The sequence below is a fragment of the Xanthobacter sp. 126 genome, assembly GCF_000526175.1.
GTDB lineage: Bacteria > Pseudomonadota > Alphaproteobacteria > Rhizobiales > Xanthobacteraceae > Xanthobacter > Xanthobacter aminoxidans.
In genome coordinates this window covers 3,480,932-3,499,869 of the sequence record NZ_JAFO01000001.1, presented here as the reverse complement: position 1 = coordinate 3,499,869, position 18,938 = coordinate 3,480,932, and the positions used below count along the sequence as shown (strand labels likewise).

Genomic DNA, 18,938 nt, shown 5'->3' with positions numbered 1-18,938 from the left:
GGGGCGCCATCATGATCGCCTTCCGCACCCTCGATGACGCCGTGGACCTCGCCGACAAGCGGGTCCTCGTCCGTGTCGACCTCAACGTTCCCATGGAGAGCGGGCGCGTCACCGACGCCACCCGTCTCAAGGCCATCCTGCCCACCATTCGGGACATCACCGGCAAGGGCGGCAAGGCCGTCCTGCTGGCGCACTTCGGGCGGCCCAAGGGCCGCGACGAAAGCCAGTCGCTCGCCCCCGTCGCCAAGGCCCTCGAGGGTGAACTCGGCCGCAAGGTCGCGTTCGCCTCTGATTGCATCGGCGACGAGGCGAAGAGCGCCGTCTCCCGCCTCGCCTCCGGCGAGGTGATCGTGCTGGAGAACACCCGCTTCCATGCGGGCGAGGAGAAGAACGCGCCGGACTTCATCGAAGCCCTCGCGAGCCTCGGCGATATCTATGTCAACGATGCCTTTTCCACCGCCCACCGCGCGCACGCCTCCACCGAGGGGCTGGCCCGCAAGCTGCCGGCCTATGCCGGCCGCTCCATGGAAAGCGAGATCGAGGCGCTGACCAAGGCCCTCGAGGCGCCCCAGCGCCCCGTGCTCGCCGTGGTCGGCGGCTCCAAGGTGTCCAGCAAGCTCGAACTGCTCGGCAACCTCGTGAAGAAGGTGGACATCCTCGTCATCGGCGGCGGCATGGCCAACACCTTCCTCGCCGCTCTCGGCAAGAAGGTGGGCAAGTCGCTCTGCGAGCACGACCTGGCCAACACCGCGCGGGACATCCTGAAGAAGGCCGAGGCGGCCGGATGCGAGATCGTCCTGCCGGTGGACGCGGTGGTCGCCACCGAGTTCAAGGCCAATGCCGCGCACCGCGTCACCAGCGTCGATGACGTGAAGGACGACGAGATGATGCTGGACGCCGGTCCGGAGACGGTCGGCATCGTCAAGCAGAAGCTCGACGGGGCGAAGACGGTGGTCTGGAACGGGCCGTTCGGCGCGTTCGAGATGACGCCGTTCGATGCGGCGACGGTGGCCGTGGCCCGCTATGTCGGCGACCTCACCCACAAGGGGCGGTTGCTGTCGGTTGCGGGCGGAGGTGACACGGTGGCCGCGCTGAACCATGCGGGGACGGCGGAGCGCTTCTCCTACGTCTCGACGGCCGGCGGTGCCTTCCTCGAGTGGCTCGAGGGCAAGGCGCTTCCGGGCGTGGAGGCCCTGCGGCGCTGATATTGCGCTGCGGGATAAAATGACGAAGATTGCGCCCGCCCGGCCCTCCGCGGCGGGCGCTTTTCGGGTAGGGCACCGGTCGGGAACCCGGTGCCGGCTCCGGGACTTGCAGGCGCGCAGACAGATGCGCCGCGGTTCGGGCGCGCAAAGACAATCAATCTGCCGGAGTGCCACGCTCCGGCGTCCATGCCCGCCGAGGGGCGGCAACAAGGCAGGTGAAGAACATGACGGCGGAGCTCGACGCGATCGCGCAGAAAATGGTGGCCGGCGGCAAGGGCATCCTCGCGGCAGACGAGAGCGGCGGTACCATCAAGAAGCGGTTCGATGCCATCGGGGTCGAATCCACCGAGGAGAACCGTCGCGACTACCGCGAGCTGATGTTCCGCTCGCAGGGCATGGACTACATCTCCGGCGTCATCCTCTATGACGAGACCATCCGCCAGAAGGCGAAGGACGGCACCCCGCTCGTCTCCGTCATCGAGAAGGCCGGCGCCATCCCCGGCATCAAGGTAGACGCCGGCGCCAAGCCGCAGCCCTTCTGCCCCGGCGAGACCATCACCGAGGGTCTCGACGGCCTTGCCGGTCGCCTCAAGGAGTATTACGACCTCGGCGCCCGCTTCGCGAAGTGGCGCGCGGTGATCGACATCGACACCACCAAGCACATCCCGTCCTACACCTCGCTCCGCGCCAACGCCCACGCGCTCGCCCGCTATGCGGCGCTGTGCCAGGAAGCGAAGATCGTCCCGATCGTCGAGCCGGAAGTGCTCATGGACGGCGCCCACGACATCGACGCGTGCTACCGCGTCACCGAATGGGCGCTGAAGACGGTGTTCGAGGAGCTGTACTACCAGCGCGTCCGTCTGGAAGGCATGGTGCTCAAGCCCAACATGATCGTGCCTGGCAAGAAGAGCCCGGTGCAGGCCTCGGTGGCCGAGGTGGCGGAGAAGACCGTGCGCGTGCTGAAGGCCTGCGTGCCCACCGCCGTGCCCGGCATCGCCTTCCTCTCCGGCGGCCAGTCCGACGAGGACGCCACCGCCCACCTCGACGCCATGGTGAAGCTGGGCGGCCTGCCCTGGAAGCTCACCTATTCCTACGGCCGCGCCCTGCAGGCCGCGCCGCAGAAGGCGTGGTCCGGCAAGCCGGAGAACGTGGCCAAGGCGCAGGCCGCCTTCGCCCACCGCGCGCACATGAACTCCCTCGCGGCCCTCGGCAAGTGGTCGGCCGAGGAGGAGCGCAAGGCCGCCTGAGCATCGGGCGCATCACGTTCAGGAAGGGCCGGCTTGCGCCGGCCCTTTTCTTATGGTCTGGCGAAAGCCGACGACATTCCGCGTCCGTGCCCCCAATTCGCCGATTTCTTGGCAGACCGATCAGACCCATGGCCAATCCTCCGCCCGCCACCGGCGCCCGCCTCATGCTCGTCTTCACCGTCACGCCTGCGCTCGACCCGCGCATGGTGGAGGCCGCGGTGCGAGCGGGCGACGTGGCCTGCGTGGTGCTGCGCACCCCTGCCGGCGAGAAGCTCGATCTGGCGCGGCTCGCCGAGATCGCGGGAGCGGCGCAGCGGCATGATGCAGCCGTACTCCTCGAAGGCTCCGAGGGGCTCGTCGCCAGCGCCGGTCTCGACGGCGTGCACGTTGCGGCCGGACCGGCGCTCGATTCGGCTCTGAGGCTGCTGAAGCCTGCGGCCATTGTTGGTGCCGCTGGGCTTGCCACGCGCCATGAAGCCATGATCGCAGGGGAGAGCGGGGCCGATTACGTCGCCTTCGGCGCGCTCGCCCCGGAGCCGGGCGAGTTTTTCCGTGTGCGCGATCTTGTGGAATGGTGGGCCGAACTGTTCGAGGTGCCCTGCGTCGGCGTCGCCTCTTCCCTCGACGAGGTGACGGCGCTGGCCGAAGCCGGAGCTGATTTCATCGCCCTGTCGGAGACGCTTCTGGCGTCGGACGGCGACGCACCGAAGGTGGTGGCGGCCGCGCAGGCACGCCTTGTATCGGGTGACGACGCGCAATGATGTCGGCCGTCCGCGCGCCATTCCGCAGGCTAAGGTTCGCCGTTCCAGGCTGCGCCGTGCTGCTCGCCCTCGCGGTGGCTCTGGCGCCGTCCCTGGCGTATGCGCAGGCTCAGCAGCCCGGCGGGGCTGCGTCCTCCACTCAGCCTGCGGCCAAACCTGCGACCAAGCCGGCCAAGCCCGATGGGAAGGCCGGCAACAAGCCGTCCGCAAAGCCGGATCCAAAGGCCCCTCAGCGTCCGCGCGAACCCGCGCCCATGCCGCTCCTGGGCCAGCAGATCTCCTATCCCAGCCTCGATACGCCGGGCGGCTCGGGGGATCTCGCCTATGGCGCGTACCAGCGCGGCTATTACGTTTCCGCCTTCAACGAGGCCCTGAAGCGCGCCCGCGCCGGAACCGATCCGGCGGCTATGACCCTGCTTGGCGAGCTTTATTCCGAAGGCCTCGGTGTTCCCCTCGACCCCAAAAAGGCGATCGAGTGGTATCGCAAGGCGGCGGATGCCGGCTCGACCGGAGCGCTTTTCGCGCTCGGCAACATGACCCTCGCCGGCCGCGGCATTCCCATGGACGAGGTCGCGGCGGCACAGCTGTTCCGTCAGGCGGCGGAGAAGGGGAATGCAGGCGCTGCGTACAATCTCGGCCTGCTCTATCTCCAGGGCAGAAAAGTCCCCAAGGAGCCTTCGGAGGCCGCGCGCTGGTTCGAGATCGCCGCGGCCAAGGATGTGGAAGATGCCCAGTATGCCCTCGGCGTGCTGCTGAAGGAGGGCAATGGCGTCGACAAGGATGTCGCCGCGGCCGCCCGCATGATGGGCGCCGCCGCCCGACTCGGTCACGTCACGGCGCAGGTGGAATTCGCCATCATGCAGTTCAACGGCACCGGCGTGCCCAAGGACGAGGCCGCCGCTGCCGCCATGTTCCGCAAGGCGGCGCTGGCCGGCAATGCCATTGCTCAGAACCGCTATGCGCGGCTGCTCGCGGTTGGACGGGGCGTGCCGGAGGACAAGACGAAGGCGGCTGCCTGGCACCTCCTCGCCAAGAGCCGTGGCCTCGGCGACCCGATGCTGGACGACGTGGTGGCCAAGCTGCCCGAGGCAGACCGCAAGAAGGCGCAGGCGCAGGCTGCCCGCTGGGAATCCGGCCGCTCCTGAAGGCGGAGCGATGAGGGGCGGGGCCGAGCAAGGGCTCGGTTGTGGCTCTTTTGCAACGCCCACCACCGCCGTTGCGCTGCCTTCACCCCTGCACCTCCGCGCCATGATGACGCCACGTCCCGGCATCAGTGAAGGACGTGTCGGACGAGGGGCGTCGTCGCCTCTCCCGGCCTTTCGGGCAAACACCTCATTCACCTGCCGTGCTGGTTTCTGCACGCGGGAGAGGGAGGCGCGTACCCGCCCGAAGGGCGATGATAACGGCCCGGAAACCATGGCAAGCGGGAGTGGTCCGCATCCTCCGGTTTTCGGCTCTCAGAGCGGCCAAGAGGCCGCGTACGGAACGTTCGCTTAACCGGACGGCTTTAGACCCGAAGCCTCCGGTGCAGCGTTGAGAAGGGAGTTACCGGATGCGTTTCCTCAGCCTTGCTCGCGGCTTCCGGTTCGCGGCTCTGTTTGGCTTCGCGCTGGCGCTTGCCGCGTGCGCCAACAATCCCAACCAGAATGCCGGCGTCGGCGGCGCGGGTGGCCCTCCCGGTTCCCCTCAGGAGTTCGTGGTCGCCGTCGGTGATCGCGTGTTCTTCGAGAGCGACCAGACCGATCTCACCCCGCAGGCCCGCGCCACCCTGGACCGTCAGGCCCAGTGGCTCCAGCAGTACAACCGCTACACCTTCACAATCGAAGGTCATGCGGACGAGCGCGGAACCCGCGAATACAACATCGCGCTGGGGGCCAAGCGCGCCCAGAGCGTGCGTGACTACCTCGCCTCCCGCGGGATTGACCCGGCCCGGATGCGCACCATCTCCTACGGCAAGGAGCGCCCGGTGGCGGTGTGCAACGACATCTCGTGCTGGTCTCAGAACCGTCGCGCGGTGACGGTGCTGAACGGCGGCGGCGCCTGATCCTGCTTCCGAATGTCTCGCGAAGGCCGGCGCCCACGGGTGCCGGCCTTTGTACGTCCAGCGCCCGCAGAGCCTCGATCGGTCCACGGCAAGTCGTTGCCGGGTCACACTTTGGACGCGATCGGCGGGGTAAAGTTGCACGGCTCGAACCGGCAGTGTTCCGGACGTGCTCCTCGCCACCAGCCCCAAGCAAAAGTCATATGAAGATGCGCCTGCGCCCGGTCGGTGTTCTTGTTCGCACCTATGCCGTCCTGTTCGGCCTTGCCTTTGCTGCGGCCCTCGGCACGGCAGCGCCCGCGGCTGCTCAGAACGACGGCAACCTCTTCGGCAATCTGTTCAAGTCGCCCCAGCCCGCGCAGGAAGCTCCGCGCGAGGATCCGGAGCTGATGGAGCGGATGGAAAGGCTGGAATCGACCCTGCGTCAGCTCACCGGACAGGTCGAGCAACTGCAGTATCGCAACCAGCAGCTTGAGGCGCAGGTGCGCCGGCTGGAGGAGGCCGGCGGCGGCCGTCCGTCCGGCGGCCCGTCCGCGGCGCCCGTGGCCGCGCCGGTCCAGGCGCCGGCGGTGCTTCCCTCCGGCCGTCCGGCGGCAGCGCCCGCCGCTCCGGTGCGCCGCTCCGACGCCTTCGATCCCAACATGGACCCGGCCGCGCCGGGCGCGCCCCAGCCGCTCGGCTCTCCCGCGAGCGCCACGCCCGCGCCGCGCGCGGTGGACGTCGCGCCCATCCGCCCGGCCGCCGGCCAGCAGGTGGCCGCGCTGCCGTCCGCCGGGGCCACGGTGCGCGAGCTCTACGATGCCGGCCAGTCCCAGCTTCAGCGACAGGACTATGCCGGCGCCGAGCAGACCTTCCGCCAGATCATCCAGTCTTCTCCCAACGACCGGCTGATCGCCGACGCGACCTTCATGCTTGGGGAGAGTCTGTTCCTGCGGCAGAACTATTCCGATGCGGCAGCCTCGTTCCTCGAGGTTTCCACCAAGTACCAGAATTCCGCCCGCGCGCCCGAGGCGCTGCTGCGGCTCGGCCAGTCGCTCGCCGGCCTCGGCGAGAAGGAGACGGCCTGTGCCACCTTCCAGGAGGTGGACCGGAAATATCCTCGCACCGCCTCCTCCGTCCGGCAGGCCGTCGAGCGCGAGCAGAAGCGCGTCGGTTGCTGAGGCCGATGGCGGCGGATTCCGCAAGCCTGTCTCCCGACTCCCGCGCGGCGGTCGCCGACAGCGAACTCGAAGTCCTCTTTTCCAGCTTTTCCGGCCGTTCAGCCATTCTCCTCGCCGTTTCCGGCGGGCCTGATTCCACCGCGCTGCTCCATCTCGCCGCCCGCTGGCGGGCGCAGTCCCCGGGTGGACCGCGGCTGTTTGCGGCGACCGTCGATCATGGATTGAGGCCGGCGGCAGCCGAGGAGGCGGCCGACGTGGCGCGTCTGGCCGCTCGATTGAACGTGCCTCATCGCACGCTTCGCTGGCAGGGCGAAAAGCCCGATCGCGGCCTGCAGGAGGCGGCGCGGGACGCGCGCTATGCGCTGCTCACGGCCGAGGCGGATCGGGTCGGCGCGTCGGCGCTTGCTTTGGCCCATACCTGCGACGACCAAGCCGAGACCGTGCTGTTCCGCATGGTGCGGGGCTCCGGCCTTGCCGGCCTCGCGGCAATGAGCGCCGAGACGGCACGGGGTGAACTCATTCTTCTGCGCCCCTTCCTCGGTCTGCCGAAGGCGCGCCTCGTGGCGACGCTTGATGCTGCCAACATCGCCTATGCGAGCGACCCCTCCAATCTCGATGCCCGTTTCGCACGTCCGCGCCTGAGGTCGCTCGCTCCCGCTTTGGCGCAGGAGGGCCTCGACGCGCGCGGCCTCGCCCGCCTCGCCCGCCGTCTCGCCCGTGCCGACTCGGCCCTGGAGGCGGTGACGGAAAGGGTGGAGGCGGATCTTGTTACCATCGACAGATCGGGCGTCGCCATCGAGGCCGCTCGATTTGCCGAACTGCCGGAGGAAATCGCCCTGCGTCTTCTCGGCCGCTGCGTAGCGGCGCAGGGGAGGGAAGGCCCGGTTGAACTGGCCAAGCTTGAGGTTCTGCTGGCCGCACTTTTGGCCGCGCTCGCTTTGCCGGCTGCTCCATTTCGCCGCACCCTGGCGGGTGCCAGTGTGGCCGTCCGGAAGGGGCGGGTGCTCGTATCCAGCGCACCACCCCGGCGCCCGACCGAGGGCATCGCGACGAATTCAAGTGCGGAAAAGGCGCCTCTCCTTGGCAAGACGGGGCCTCGCTCCTAAATTAGGCGCTGGACGGTGCGGGAGGTTCCACCGGCGGCAGTGCTGTGCGGAGGTATCCTTTCCGTATGGTGAGGCGTCGAAACGGAACCGACCTTCTGTCCCCACGAGGGTTCAATGAACGCCAATCTACGTAATTTCGCCCTTTGGGTGATCATCGTCCTGCTGCTGCTGGCCTTGTTCTCGCTGTTCAACAGCCCGGGCCAGCGCACCAATGCGAACGAAATCTCCTTCTCGCAGCTCCTCAACGACGTGGACGCCGGCAAGGTGCGCGAGGTGATGATCGAGGGGCCGAACATCACCGGCACCTATCAGGACCGCTCCGGCTCCTTCCAGACCTACGCGCCGAACGACCCCTCGCTCGTGCAGCGCCTGTATGGCAAGGGCGTGCAGATCACTGCGCGCGCGCCGTCGGACAACGTGCCGTGGTTCGTGAGCCTGCTGCTCTCCTGGCTGCCCTTCCTGGCGCTGATCGGCGTGTGGATCTTCCTGTCGCGCCAGATGCAGGGCGCCGGCGGCAAGGCCATGGGCTTCGGCAAGAGCCGCGCCAAGCTCCTCACCGAGGCGCACGGCCGCGTGACGTTCGACGACGTGGCCGGCATCGACGAGGCCAAGAGCGACCTCACCGAGATCGTGGAATTCCTGCGCGACCCGCAGAAGTTCCAGCGCCTCGGCGGCCGCATCCCGCGCGGCGTGCTGCTCGTCGGCCCGCCCGGCACCGGCAAGACGCTGCTCGCCCGCGCCATCGCGGGTGAGGCCAACGTGCCCTTCTTCACCATCTCGGGCTCGGACTTCGTGGAAATGTTCGTGGGCGTCGGCGCGAGCCGCGTGCGCGACATGTTCGAGCAGGCGAAGAAGAATGCGCCGTGCATCATCTTCATCGACGAGATCGACGCGGTGGGCCGCCACCGCGGCGCCGGCCTCGGCGGCGGCAATGACGAGCGCGAGCAGACCCTCAACCAGCTGCTGGTGGAGATGGACGGCTTCGAGGCGAACGAGGGCATCATCCTCATCGCCGCGACCAACCGTCCGGACGTGCTCGATCCCGCGCTGCTGCGTCCCGGCCGCTTCGACCGTCAGGTCATCGTCCCGAACCCGGACGTGGTCGGCCGCGAGCAGATCCTGAAGGTGCATGCCCGCAAGATTCCCGTTGCCCCCGACGTGAATCTCAAGACCATCGCCCGCGGCACGCCCGGCTTCTCCGGCGCGGACCTCGCGAACCTCTGCAACGAGGCGGCGCTGATGGCGGCCCGGCGCAACAAGCGCATGGTCACCATGGCCGAGTTCGAGGACGCCAAGGACAAGGTGATGATGGGTGCCGAGCGTCGCTCCCTCGTAATGACCGAGGAAGAGAAGATGCTCACCGCCTATCACGAGGGCGGCCACGCCATCGTCGCCCTCAATGTTCCGGCGACCGATCCGGTGCACAAGGCCACCATCATCCCCCGTGGCCGGGCACTCGGCATGGTCATGCAGCTTCCGGAGCGCGACAAGCTCTCCATGAGCTACGAGCAGATGACCTCGCGTCTCGCCATCATGATGGGCGGCCGCGTGGCTGAGGAACTCGTGTTCGGCCACGACAAGGTGACGTCCGGTGCCGCCTCCGACATCGAGCAGGCGACCCGCCTCGCCAAGATGATGGTGACGCGCTGGGGCTTCTCCGACCTGCTCGGTCAGGTGGCCTACGGGGAGAACAACGAGGACGTGTTCCTCGGCATGTCGATGCAGCGCCACCAGAACGTGTCCGAGGCCACTGCCCAGACCATCGACAAGGAGGTCCGGCGGCTCGTGGACGAGGGCTATACCGAGGCGAAGCGCATCCTCACCGAGAAGTACGACGACCTCGAAGCTCTTGCCCGCGGCCTGCTCGAATACGAGACGCTTTCGGGCGACGAGATCGTGGACCTCCTCGACGGCAAGACGCCGAACCGTGAGAGCGTGCTTGAGCCGTCCAACCCGCGTGGCTCGGCCATCCCCACCACGAAGCGCCCCCGCCCCGGCGGTGCCGGCGGCTCCATCGAGCCTCAGCCCCAGGCCTGAGACGCATGATCGACCGGAAGACGCCCGCGCAAGCGGGCGTTTTTCGTTTGTGACGGGGATTCTCCTTCGCAGCGTGCGCCCTGGGCAGGGCTCGGAGGGCACGTTCTGCGCAGAGCCCATCGACACAACCGGCCGCGCGAGTCATAGGCAGGGCTCATGTCCCTCCTCGCCCGAACCTCCATCGTCTCGGCGGCAACCCTCGCATCCCGTGTTATGGGCTTTGCGCGGGATGCGGCCACGGCCGCCGTGCTCGGCGTCGGGCCGGTGGCAGATGCGCTGGCTGCGGCCATGGCGTTGCCGTTGCTGGCGCGCCGGCTGCTGGCCGAGGGCGCGTTCAATCTCGCCTTCATTCCGGCGCTTGCCCGGACGACGAACGAAGCCGTGGGAACGGGCGATGAAGCGGCTGGCCGGCTCGCGGGCGCGACCCTGCTGCTGCTCTGCGGTCTCCTCCTCGTGTTCGCTGCTATCGTCGCGCTCTTCATGCCGCAGGTGATCGGCCTGATGGCGCCGGGCTTCGAGGCGGGCGGGCAGCGGGCGGACGTCGCCATCCTCTGCGGTCGGGTGGTGGTGCTCTACATCCCGCTCGCCGGGCTCGCAGCGATTTTCGGCGGCATCGCCAATGCCACCCATCGCGTGCTGCTGCCGGCATTGGCTCCCGCAGCGGCCAATGTCACGGTGCTCGCGGTCATCGGCGTTTTGCTCGCCAAGGGGCTGATGGAAAGCGACACCGCCGCCTTTGCTATCGCGGCAGCGCAGGTGGGGGCGGGCTGCGCTCAATTTGCCATCATGAGGCTGGCTGCAAGGGGCTGTCCGGCGCTTCCGCTGTTCCGCGTGCTGACGTTTCGCGATCTCCGGGCGGCGCTCGGTGTGCTTCGGGCGGCGTCGCCCGCCTTGCTATTTGCAGGGCTGAGCCAGCTTCGCTTCATCATCGTGGTCGCAGCCGTGTCCGCCAGCCCTGGCGCCGCCGCCGCCCTGAACTATGCCCAGCGGCTGATGGACCTCCCGCTGGGCCTCGTCGGTGCCAGCGCGGGGGCGGTCCTTGTGCCGGCCCTGCTCCGGCGCGGAAGGGCAGAGGCCGCGGACGATGCCGGCCGGGCGGTGCTGGCGGCGCTTGCCTTCGCTTTGCCTGCGGCGGTCGGGCTTGCGGTCCTGGCCGACCCCATCGTCGTCACGCTCTTCCAGCGGGGGAGCTTCGACAGCGAAGACGCCCGCTTGACCGCCGCGCTGCTGGCCGTCCTCTCGTTCTCGCTGCCGGCGCAGGGGCTGGAGCGCATCCTCTCGGCCGCCGCCTCCACGTCCGGACAGATCAAGGCGGCGGAGCGAATCGCGCTCGGCTCGCTGCTGCTGTGCATCGTCGCCGCTGCTGGGCTCGGAACGGTCGGCGGCCCCTTGATAGCGGCGGGGGCTGTGGCGCTGTCGGCTGCGGCATCGATTCTGGCCTTGGGTGGCGTCCTCATCGCCCGCGGCGCGTTGCGCTTCTCGACGCCGATGGTGCTCTCGGCCGCCGGCCTCGCGGCCGCGAGCCTCGCCATGGGGGCCGGGGTCGGCGCGCTCGCCGCAACGTGGCCCGTGCCGGAGGGGACGCTGGCGGGCATCCTGCGTCTGGTCGGGCTCGTCTCCAGCGGCGGCGGCATCTACGGCGCCGGCGCGCTCATGGTGAAGGCGGCCGTCTCGAAGGCCTGGACGGGCCGCATCTGAGCCGGGCAGCAGCGTTGCGGGCCGTGCCCTTGCGCCGTGCCGCCCCAGGTGGCATGACGCGCCGCATTCACTTTCGCGGGCCGTTGCCCGTGTTCAGGTCGAGCGGCGCGCCGCTCTTTGGGGAGTTCGCCATGGCGGCGGTCGCAGAACGCGTATTTTCCGGCGTGCAGCCCACGGGCAACCTGCATCTCGGCAATTATCTCGGCGCCATCAAGCGCTTCGTAGAGCTGCAGAAGAGCCACGAGTGCATCTATTGCGTGGTCGACCTCCACGCCATCACCGTCTGGCAGGACCCGGAAGAGCTGAAGCGCCACACCCGCGAGGTGACGGCCGCCTTCATCGCCTGCGGCATCGATCCCAAGGCCCACATCGTGTTCAACCAGAGCCAGGTGTCCGGCCACGCCGAACTCGCCTGGGTGTTCAACTGCGTCGCCCGCATGGGCTGGCTGAACCGCATGACGCAGTTCAAGGAGAAGGCCGGCAAGGACCGCGAGAACGCCTCCGTGGGCCTCTTCGCCTATCCGACCCTGATGGCCGCCGACATCCTGCTCTATCGCGCCACCCATGTGCCGGTCGGCGACGACCAGAAGCAGCATCTGGAACTGACGCGCGACATCGCGCAGAAGTTCAACACGGACTTCGCCCCCTCCATCGCCTCCAATGGCCATGGTGACGGCTACTTCCCCATCACCGAGCCGCTCATCGCCGGGCCGGCGACGCGGGTGATGAGCCTGCGCGACGGCTCCAAGAAGATGTCGAAGTCGGAGCCCTCGGACTTCTCCCGCATCAACCTCACCGACGATGCAGACGCCATCGCCGGCAAGGTGCGCAGGGCGAAGACCGATCCTGAGCCGTTGCCCTCGGAGGAAGAGGGGCTGAAGGGGCGCCCGGAAGCGGACAACCTCGTGGGCATCTTCGCGGCCCTGTCCGATACCACCAAGGCGCAGGTGCTGGCGGATTATGGCAACGCCCAGTTCTCGGCCTTCAAGGCCGCGCTGGTGGATCTGGCCGTGGCGAAGCTCGGCCCCATCGGCACCGAGATGCAGCGTCTGATGGCCGATCCGACTGCGATCGATGCCATTCTGATCGACGGAGCCGACCGCGCCCGGGTGATCGCCGACCAGACCATCCGCGACGTGAAGGACATCGTCGGCATGGTGCGCTGACAGGGCCGCCGGCGCGGCCTTGCCCGCGCCGGATGCGGCGCCTAAGTGTGGGGAATGTTGCCCGCCGACGAGGAGGCCGTGATGCCGCAGATGAACGCCACGGTCGATCCGGAAGAGGTCTCCCGCTTCGAGGCGCTCGGCGCCCAATGGTGGGACGTGAAGGGCAAGATGGCGCCCCTGCACGCCATGAATCCGGCGCGCCTCGCCTTCCTCCGTGACACGCTGGTGCGGCATTTCTCCCGTGATGCCCGCGCGCTGCGCCCGCTGAAGGGCCTTTCCCTTGTGGACATCGGCTGCGGCGGGGGCCTGCTCAGCGAGCCCTTGTCCCGCATGGGCGCCGATGTGACGGGTATCGACCCGGCTCCCGGCAATGTGGACATCGCCCGCGCCCACGCCGCGCAGTCTGGCCTCACCGTAACCTACGAGGCCGAGACCGCCGAGGCGCTGGCCGAGCGCGGCGCCCGCTTCGATGTGGTGGTGGCGCTGGAGGTGGTGGAGCATGTGGCCGATGTCGGCCTGTTCGTGCGCACCGCCGGGCGTCTGGTGGCGGATGGCGGCGTGCTGGTGCTCTCCACCTTGAACCGCACGACCAAGAGCTTCGCCCTCGCCATCGTCGGTGCCGAATACGTCCTGCGCTGGCTGGCGCCCGGCACCCATCGCTGGGAGAAGTTCGTGACGCCGGAAGAGCTGGAGGCGACGCTCGCTTCAGCCGGCTTTGCCGCTCGGGAGAAGGTGGGCCTCGCCTACGAGCCCTTCTCTGGCGACTTCCGCCTGACCGAGGATCTCTCGGTGAACTATTTCATGGTGGCGGAGCGCGAGGTCTAGGCCTCAGTTCCGATCTTCCGGCAGCACGGGCAGGGGGAACACCTCCACCTCGTCCTCGCGTAGGGCCTTCACCTCTTCCACCGTCGCCTCGCCGCGGATGGGGCGATGCTCGATCTCTCCGTCATGCATTTTGCGGGCGAGGTCGGCGAAGCTGTCACCGACATCATCCGAGTTGGCGACGATATGGTCGCGCAACTGGCGGATCAGCGTGCGCAACTCGCTGTCGGGCCGCGCCATCATCGCCACGGGCGTCGCCTCGGCGGAAGGCGCTTCGGCGGCCGCACCAGCGTCGGGACCGCTCGCGGGCGCGCCCACAGGCTCCCTGTCCGGCATCCCCTTGTCGGTGCGCGCGACGGACGGGGCCATCACGGCCTTCTCGACCTTGGCTGAATTGCAGGTGGGGCAGGTGACGAGGCCGCGTGCACGCTGGGTGTCGTAGCTGGTGGAGGAGGGAAACCAGCTCTCGAACTCGTGGCCGTCGTCGCACTTGAGGGTGTAGCGGATCATGAGGAGGCACGCACCACGTGGAGGTGGCCGATCTGCCCCGGCTCGGCGATCTCGAACCGGCGGCCGTTGGTGAGAGACGGAACGCGCGCCCGTGCCGCGGCGACTTCCGCGATGTCGATCTCGGCGAGGATGACGCCCGGGTCGGTCCCGCCCTCGGCGATGACGCGGCCCCAGGGGTCGACCACCAGCGAATGACCATAGGTGTCGCGGCCGTTTTCGTGCCGTCCCCCCTGTGCGGCGGCGAGGACATAGGCGCCGTTCTCGATGGCGCGGGCGCGCAGCAGAATGTGCCAGTGGGCCTCCCCGGTGGGCCGAGTGAAGGCCGACGGCACAGTGAGCACCTTGGCGCCGCCTTCGGCGAGAGCCCGATAGAGCGAGGGGAAGCGCAGGTCGTAGCAGATGGTCATGCCGAGGCGGATACCGTCCACATCGGTCAGCACGGCACGCTCGCCCGGCCGGTAGGCGTTCGACTCGCGGTAGCTCTCGCCATTGCCGAGGTCCACGTCGAACATGTGGATCTTGTCGTAGCGGCCGGTGATCTCGCCATCGGGGTCGATGACGAATCCGCGGTTCACTGCCTTCGCATCAGAAACCTTCAGGGCGAGGGAGCCGATATGGAGCGTGATACCCAGTTCGCGCGCCAGCTGGCGCAGGGCGGCGAGGGTGGCGTCGTTGCCCTCTTCCTGGAGCTTCTCGAACAGGACCTTGCGATCCAGCTCCATGATGTTGGTCACTTCCGGCGTCTGGACATAGCGCGCGCCCTCCCGGGCCGCCTCGCGGATGAGGGCGGCCGCGGCATCGAGGTTCGCCGCCGGTTCGCGGCCGCTTCGCAGCTGGATCAGGCCCACGCGGAGGGTCTTGCCGGTGCGCGCTTCGGGCGCGGATTTGGCCGGGGTCGGTTCCGAGGTGGTCATGGGGCTTGCTCTTTCGCTGCCGCCGGAGCCTGGATCGCCGTTTCGCGCCCGGCGGGGCGCGATCTCCGACAGATAGGCTCTTCCCGGCGGGAATGCACGGGGCCTGCCGTTCGCACGCCCCGTGCAGGGTCAGGCTGCGAGGGCGTCCAGCCGGCCGGCGTCCTCCAGAGCGTAGAGGTCGTCGCAGCCGCCCACATGGGTCTCGCCAATGAAGATCTGCGGTACGGACGTGCGGCCATTGGCGCGGCGGATCATCTCCTGCTGGCCTTCGGCGTCGGTGGTCACGTCGATCTCGGTGAAGGTCAAGCCTTTGCGCCGCAGCAATTCCTTGGCGGAATGGCAATAGGGGCACCAGCTCTTGGTATAGATTTCGATGGGCTTCATGATGTCACGACAGGTGGGACGGCGCGGGGGCGTGCCGTCACGAAAGCGTCGCATCATAAGGGGTCAGCCGAATTCGACAACCCGCGCAAACGTGAGCGCATCGACACCGGCGGCACCGGCGCGGCGGAGCACCTGCGCACAGGCGTCGAGCGTCGCACCCGTCGTGTACACGTCATCGACCAGAAGCACGCGACGGCCCTCGATGCGATGCGCCGCACCATGCGGCACTGCAAAAGCGCCGGCGACATTCGCCCGCCGCGCGTTGCGCCCCAGAGCGGTCTGCGAGGGCGTCCGGCGGCGCCGCACCAGCGCGCCGGCCTCGACGGGCAAGGCCGTGGCAGCCGCCACATGCCGGGCGAGGAGCGCCGCCTGATTGAACTTGCGCCGCCACAGCCGGATCGGATGGAGCGGCACCGGCACGATGATCTCGGCTGAGCCCGTAAGATCGGTGCCGGCCTGCAGCATCAGCCGCGCCATGGGCGCTGCGAGATCGAGGCGGTCGGCATATTTCAGCTTGTGTACGAGGCCGCGAGCGACGTCATCGAAGGTGACGGCCGCACGGGCGCGATCATAGGCCGGAGGATCGGCGAGCGCCTCGGCCGAGAGCCAGCCATCGCCGAACACGCGGTCTGGATCGTGGCTGAACGGTGCGCCGGTCCGCTCGCAATAGGGCCGGCTGATAAAGGAGAGCTTGCCCCAGCACGGCCCGCACAATCCCCCCGCCGCGCCGGTGATGCTGCCGCAGGCGATGCAGGTGGGCGGCAATGCGAGCCCGAGTAGGGCGGAGCCGAAGCCGCGCGCCACGGCGCCGGCCCGGCCGATCCGCTCCGAAATGCCCGCTGCCGAAAGCTCCATGGCCGCCTCCCGGATCGATCTTCCGTCCGGGGGCGAGGCCTGTAAAGGCGCGTTGCCGCTCAGCGCGGCGTGAAGGCCCGCAGCAGCAGGGCGTTGGCGATGACGCTGACGGACGAGAGCGCCATGGCTGCCGCTGCCACCATGGGCGACAGGAGCAGGCCGAGACTGGGGTAGAGCACGCCGGCCGCAATGGGCACGCCCGCCGCATTGTAGAGGAAGGCGAACAGCAGGTTGCGCCGGATGTTCGCCATGGTGGCACGCGACAGGGCGCGGGCGTGGGCGATGCCAGCCAGGTCGCCCTTGAGCAGGGTGATGCCCGCGCTCTCCATGGCGATATCGGTGCCCGTGCCCATGGCGATGCCCACGTCCGCGACGGCAAGAGCCGGGGCGTCGTTCACCCCGTCGCCGGCCATGGCCACCACGTGTCCCTCCTTGCGCAGGCGCTCGACCACCTCGGCCTTGCGGGCAGGCAGAACTTCTGCCTCCACCTCGACGATGCCGAGGCGCTTGGCCACGGCGAGGGCCGTGGTGCGGTTGTCGCCGGTGAGCATGACCACACGCACGCCGTCCTGCTGCAGCCGCTTCAGCGCGGCCTCGGTCGTGTCCTTCACCGGATCGGCGATGGCCACGAGGCCGGCCGCCTTGCCGTCGATGGCGACGAACACCGCCGTCGCCCCCTCGCGGCGGAAGCTCTCGGCCATGGCCGTCTGGTGGTCGGTGTGGACACTGATTTCGCTCATGAAGGCGGCATGGCCCACGGCGATCGTGTGTCCTTCCACCTGTCCGACGATGCCCTTGCCCGCCGGGCTCTCAACACCGGACGGTTCGGATGTGACGAGCTCCCGCGCCGCAGCCTCGTGCACGATGGCGGTGCCGAGGGGATGCTCGCTCGCCCGCTCCAGCGCGGCGGCGAGGCGCAGAACCTCATCCTCGCTGCGGCCGTTGAAGGCGCGCACGGCGATCACCTTGGGCTTGCCGACGGTGAGGGTGCCGGTCTTGTCCACCACCACCACGTCCACCTTCTCCATGCGCTCCAGCGCTTCGGCGTTGCGCACCAGCACGCCGAGCTGGGCGCCGCGGCCGACGCCGACCATCACCGACATGGGCGTGGCGAGGCCGAGGGCGCAGGGGCAGGCGATGATGAGCACACTCACTGCCGCCATCAGCGCGAAGGTGAGCCGGGGCTCAGGGCCGACCGCCATCCACACCGCGAAGGCGACGACGGCGGCGGCGAACACCAGCGGCACGAACCAGCCGGAAACCTGATCCGCCAGCCGCTGGATCGGCGCGCGCGACCGCTGCGCCTGCGCCACCATCTGCACGATCTGGGAGAGGAGGGTTTCGCGGCCGACCTTCTCCGCCTTCATGGTGAAGACGCCGGAGGCGTTGACCGTGCCGCCGATGACCTTCTCGCCGGGCTCGCGGGAGACAGGCAGCGACTCGCCCGTGACGAGGCTTTCGTCCACCACGGCGCGGCCGTCCGCCACCGTGCCGTCCACCGGCACCTTTTCGCCGGGGCGCACGCGGAGCAGGTCGCCGGGGGCGACGAGGCCGAGGTCGATGGTCTCGTCCGAGCCGTCGGCGCGGATGCGCAGGGCGGTCTTGGGGGCGAGGGAGAGGAGGGCCTTGATGGCACTGGAGGTCTGCTCGCGGGCGCGCAGCTCCAGCACCTGACCGAGGGCCACGAGCACGGTGATGACCGCCGCCGCCTCGAAATAGACGGGCACGCCGCCGCCATGGGCATGGAAATCGTGCGGGAACAGTCCCGGCGCGAAGGTGCCCACCAGCGAATAGAGATAGGCCACCCCCGTGCCCATGGCGATGAGGGTGAACATGTTGAGATGCCGCGTTTTCAGCGACAGCCAGCCGCGCTGGAGGAACGGCCATCCCACCCAGAGCACCACGGGCGTGGCAAGGGCGAACTGGACGTAGTTCGAGATCTGTTGCGGCAGCGGCGACCAGCCGAAAAGGTGGCTCCCCATTTCCAGCACGAAGACGGGCAGGGTGAGGGCGAGGCCGATCCAAAAGCGGCGGGTCATGTCCACCAGCTCGTGGTTCGGCCCTTCGTCGAGGGTGACGACCTCCGGCTCCAGCGCCATGCCGCAGATGGGGCAGATACCGGGCCCGATCTGCCGGATCTCCGGGTCCATGGGGCAGGTGTAGATGGTGCCGGCCGGGACTTCGACGGGCGGCGGCGGCGCGGCCCCGCCCACGTAGCGTACGGGGTCGGCCTTGAACTTGGTCTCGCAGGAGGACGAGCAGAAGAAATAGGGCTTCTTCTCGTGCCGGGCCGAGTACTTGGCCGTGCCGGGCGACACCATCATGCCGCACACCGGGTCCTTCACTGGCGTGAGATAGGTCTCCGGCGCCGCCTCGAACTTGGTTTTGCAGCCGTTGCAGCAGAAGAAATAGGTGCGACCCTCATGCTCGGTCGTGGGCTTGCCGGCCGCCGGGTCGGTCTTCACGTCCATGCCGCAGACAGGATCCTTCACCGTCTCGGGCAAGGCCGGCTTGGCCACCGCCGACAAGTCGAGCGGGGGCGGGGCCTTGCCGCCGCAGCAATCGCCGCCGTGCGAGGAATGGTCGTGTGACGAGTGGTCTTGTGCCATGGCGGCTCCGCAAATCCGGCTGCCAGCGTTAGGCCGCATCGGGGCAGGTGGCCTTGCGCTGGCTCATGTTCAAGGCGTCAATAAACCCCCCGGGGGTATTATCTCTTGTCCATTATACCCATAGGGGGTATATGGCAAGCCATGCGCAGCCCGACCAAAGAGCAAGTCCAGAAGCGCCTGAGCCGCATCGAGGGCCAGGTGCGCGGCCTCTCCCGCATGGTGGAGGAGGACCGCTATTGCATCGACATCATCACCCAACTCTCCGCCGTCCGCGCCGCCTTGCGGCGGGTGGAGGAGGAGGTGCTGAAGGATCATGTGGGGCATTGCGTCGAGCATGCCATCCGCTCGGGCGACGCGGAGGACCAGCGTCGCAAGGTGGCGGAGCTGATGGAGGTCATCGTCCGCAGCGAGCGGTGATGGAGG

General features: G+C 68.7%; 17 protein-coding genes. 12 read left to right on the top strand and 5 right to left on the bottom strand.

Features of this window, described 5'->3' with window-relative positions; translation table 11 throughout:
* Positions 1 to 11: 11 nt before the first annotated feature.
* The 11 genes from XAN126_RS0116690 (at position 12) to ubiG (ending at position 13,246) form a co-directional block, all read left to right on the top strand.
* Positions 12 to 1,205 carry a phosphoglycerate kinase gene (locus XAN126_RS0116690; RefSeq protein WP_024279731.1) on the top strand — a complete coding sequence of 398 codons (1,194 nt, stop codon included), beginning with the start codon at positions 12 to 14 and terminating at the stop codon, positions 1,203 to 1,205.
* A 224-nt stretch (positions 1,206 to 1,429) separates the two neighbouring features.
* Complete coding sequence (locus tag XAN126_RS0116685; protein WP_029877301.1) at positions 1,430 to 2,452, top strand: class I fructose-bisphosphate aldolase; 1,023 nt, start codon at positions 1,430 to 1,432, stop codon at positions 2,450 to 2,452.
* Between the two features lie 128 nt (positions 2,453 to 2,580).
* Positions 2,581 to 3,213, top strand: coding sequence for a thiamine phosphate synthase (locus XAN126_RS26455; protein ID WP_024279729.1), 633 nt, complete (start codon positions 2,581 to 2,583; stop codon positions 3,211 to 3,213).
* 254 nt (positions 3,214 to 3,467) lie between these two features.
* Complete coding sequence (locus XAN126_RS0116675) at positions 3,468 to 4,358, top strand: tetratricopeptide repeat protein (protein WP_197024049.1); 891 nt, start codon at positions 3,468 to 3,470, stop codon at positions 4,356 to 4,358.
* A 407-nt stretch (positions 4,359 to 4,765) separates the two neighbouring features.
* Positions 4,766 to 5,257 (top strand): peptidoglycan-associated lipoprotein Pal, encoded by a 492-nt coding sequence (gene pal / locus XAN126_RS0116670; protein WP_024279727.1) that lies wholly within the window; start codon positions 4,766 to 4,768, stop codon positions 5,255 to 5,257.
* A gap of 200 nt (positions 5,258 to 5,457) precedes the next feature.
* On the top strand, positions 5,458 to 6,414 hold the full coding sequence (gene ybgF, locus XAN126_RS0116665; protein WP_024279726.1) for a tol-pal system protein YbgF: 957 nt from the start codon (positions 5,458 to 5,460) through the stop codon (positions 6,412 to 6,414).
* A 5-nt stretch (positions 6,415 to 6,419) separates the two neighbouring features.
* Positions 6,420 to 7,520 carry a tRNA lysidine(34) synthetase TilS gene (gene tilS / locus XAN126_RS0116660; protein ID WP_029877297.1) on the top strand — a complete coding sequence of 367 codons (1,101 nt, stop codon included), beginning with the start codon at positions 6,420 to 6,422 and terminating at the stop codon, positions 7,518 to 7,520.
* Positions 7,521 to 7,634: 114 nt separating this feature from the next.
* Positions 7,635 to 9,557, top strand: a complete 1,923-nt coding sequence (gene ftsH, locus XAN126_RS0116655) for an ATP-dependent zinc metalloprotease FtsH (protein WP_024279724.1) — start codon at positions 7,635 to 7,637, stop codon at positions 9,555 to 9,557.
* Between the two features lie 156 nt (positions 9,558 to 9,713).
* Positions 9,714 to 11,255: a lipid II flippase MurJ gene (locus XAN126_RS0116650; RefSeq protein WP_024279723.1), complete on the top strand. Its 1,542-nt coding sequence runs from the start codon at positions 9,714 to 9,716 to the stop codon at positions 11,253 to 11,255.
* Between the two features lie 131 nt (positions 11,256 to 11,386).
* A complete protein-coding gene (gene trpS / locus XAN126_RS0116645) occupies positions 11,387 to 12,421 on the top strand; it encodes a tryptophan--tRNA ligase (protein WP_024279722.1) in 1,035 nt (344 codons plus the stop codon).
* Between the two features lie 81 nt (positions 12,422 to 12,502).
* Positions 12,503 to 13,246: a bifunctional 2-polyprenyl-6-hydroxyphenol methylase/3-demethylubiquinol 3-O-methyltransferase UbiG gene (gene ubiG / locus XAN126_RS0116640; protein ID WP_024279721.1), complete on the top strand. Its 744-nt coding sequence runs from the start codon at positions 12,503 to 12,505 to the stop codon at positions 13,244 to 13,246.
* Positions 13,247 to 13,249: 3 nt separating this feature from the next.
* Here the strand turns inward: ubiG and XAN126_RS0116635 are convergent, their stop codons facing one another.
* The 5 genes from XAN126_RS0116635 to XAN126_RS0116615 form a co-directional block, all read right to left on the bottom strand.
* A complete protein-coding gene (locus tag XAN126_RS0116635) occupies positions 13,250 to 13,753 on the bottom strand; it encodes a DUF1178 family protein (RefSeq protein ID WP_024279720.1) in 504 nt (167 codons plus the stop codon).
* Positions 13,750 to 14,667: a carbon-nitrogen hydrolase family protein gene (locus XAN126_RS0116630; protein ID WP_024279719.1), complete on the bottom strand. Its 918-nt coding sequence runs from the start codon at positions 14,665 to 14,667 to the stop codon at positions 13,750 to 13,752. Before XAN126_RS0116630 ends, XAN126_RS0116635 begins: the two co-directional genes overlap by 4 nt.
* A 129-nt stretch (positions 14,668 to 14,796) precedes the next feature.
* The gene (gene grxC / locus XAN126_RS0116625) at positions 14,797 to 15,051 is read right to left on the bottom strand and encodes a glutaredoxin 3 (RefSeq protein ID WP_024279718.1); all 255 of its coding nucleotides are present in this window, start codon (positions 15,049 to 15,051) and stop codon (positions 14,797 to 14,799) included.
* 63 nt (positions 15,052 to 15,114) lie between these two features.
* Entirely contained in the window at positions 15,115 to 15,906 is a 792-nt protein-coding gene (locus tag XAN126_RS0116620) for a ComF family protein (RefSeq protein WP_024279717.1), read from the bottom strand.
* Positions 15,907 to 15,965: 59 nt separating this feature from the next.
* Positions 15,966 to 18,515: a heavy metal translocating P-type ATPase gene (locus XAN126_RS0116615; protein WP_024279716.1), complete on the bottom strand. Its 2,550-nt coding sequence runs from the start codon at positions 18,513 to 18,515 to the stop codon at positions 15,966 to 15,968.
* A gap of 141 nt (positions 18,516 to 18,656) precedes the next feature.
* Between XAN126_RS0116615 and XAN126_RS0116610 the strand changes: the two genes are divergently transcribed.
* Entirely contained in the window at positions 18,657 to 18,932 is a 276-nt protein-coding gene (locus tag XAN126_RS0116610) for a metal-sensitive transcriptional regulator (RefSeq protein ID WP_024279715.1), read from the top strand.
* Positions 18,933 to 18,938 lie beyond the last annotated feature (6 nt).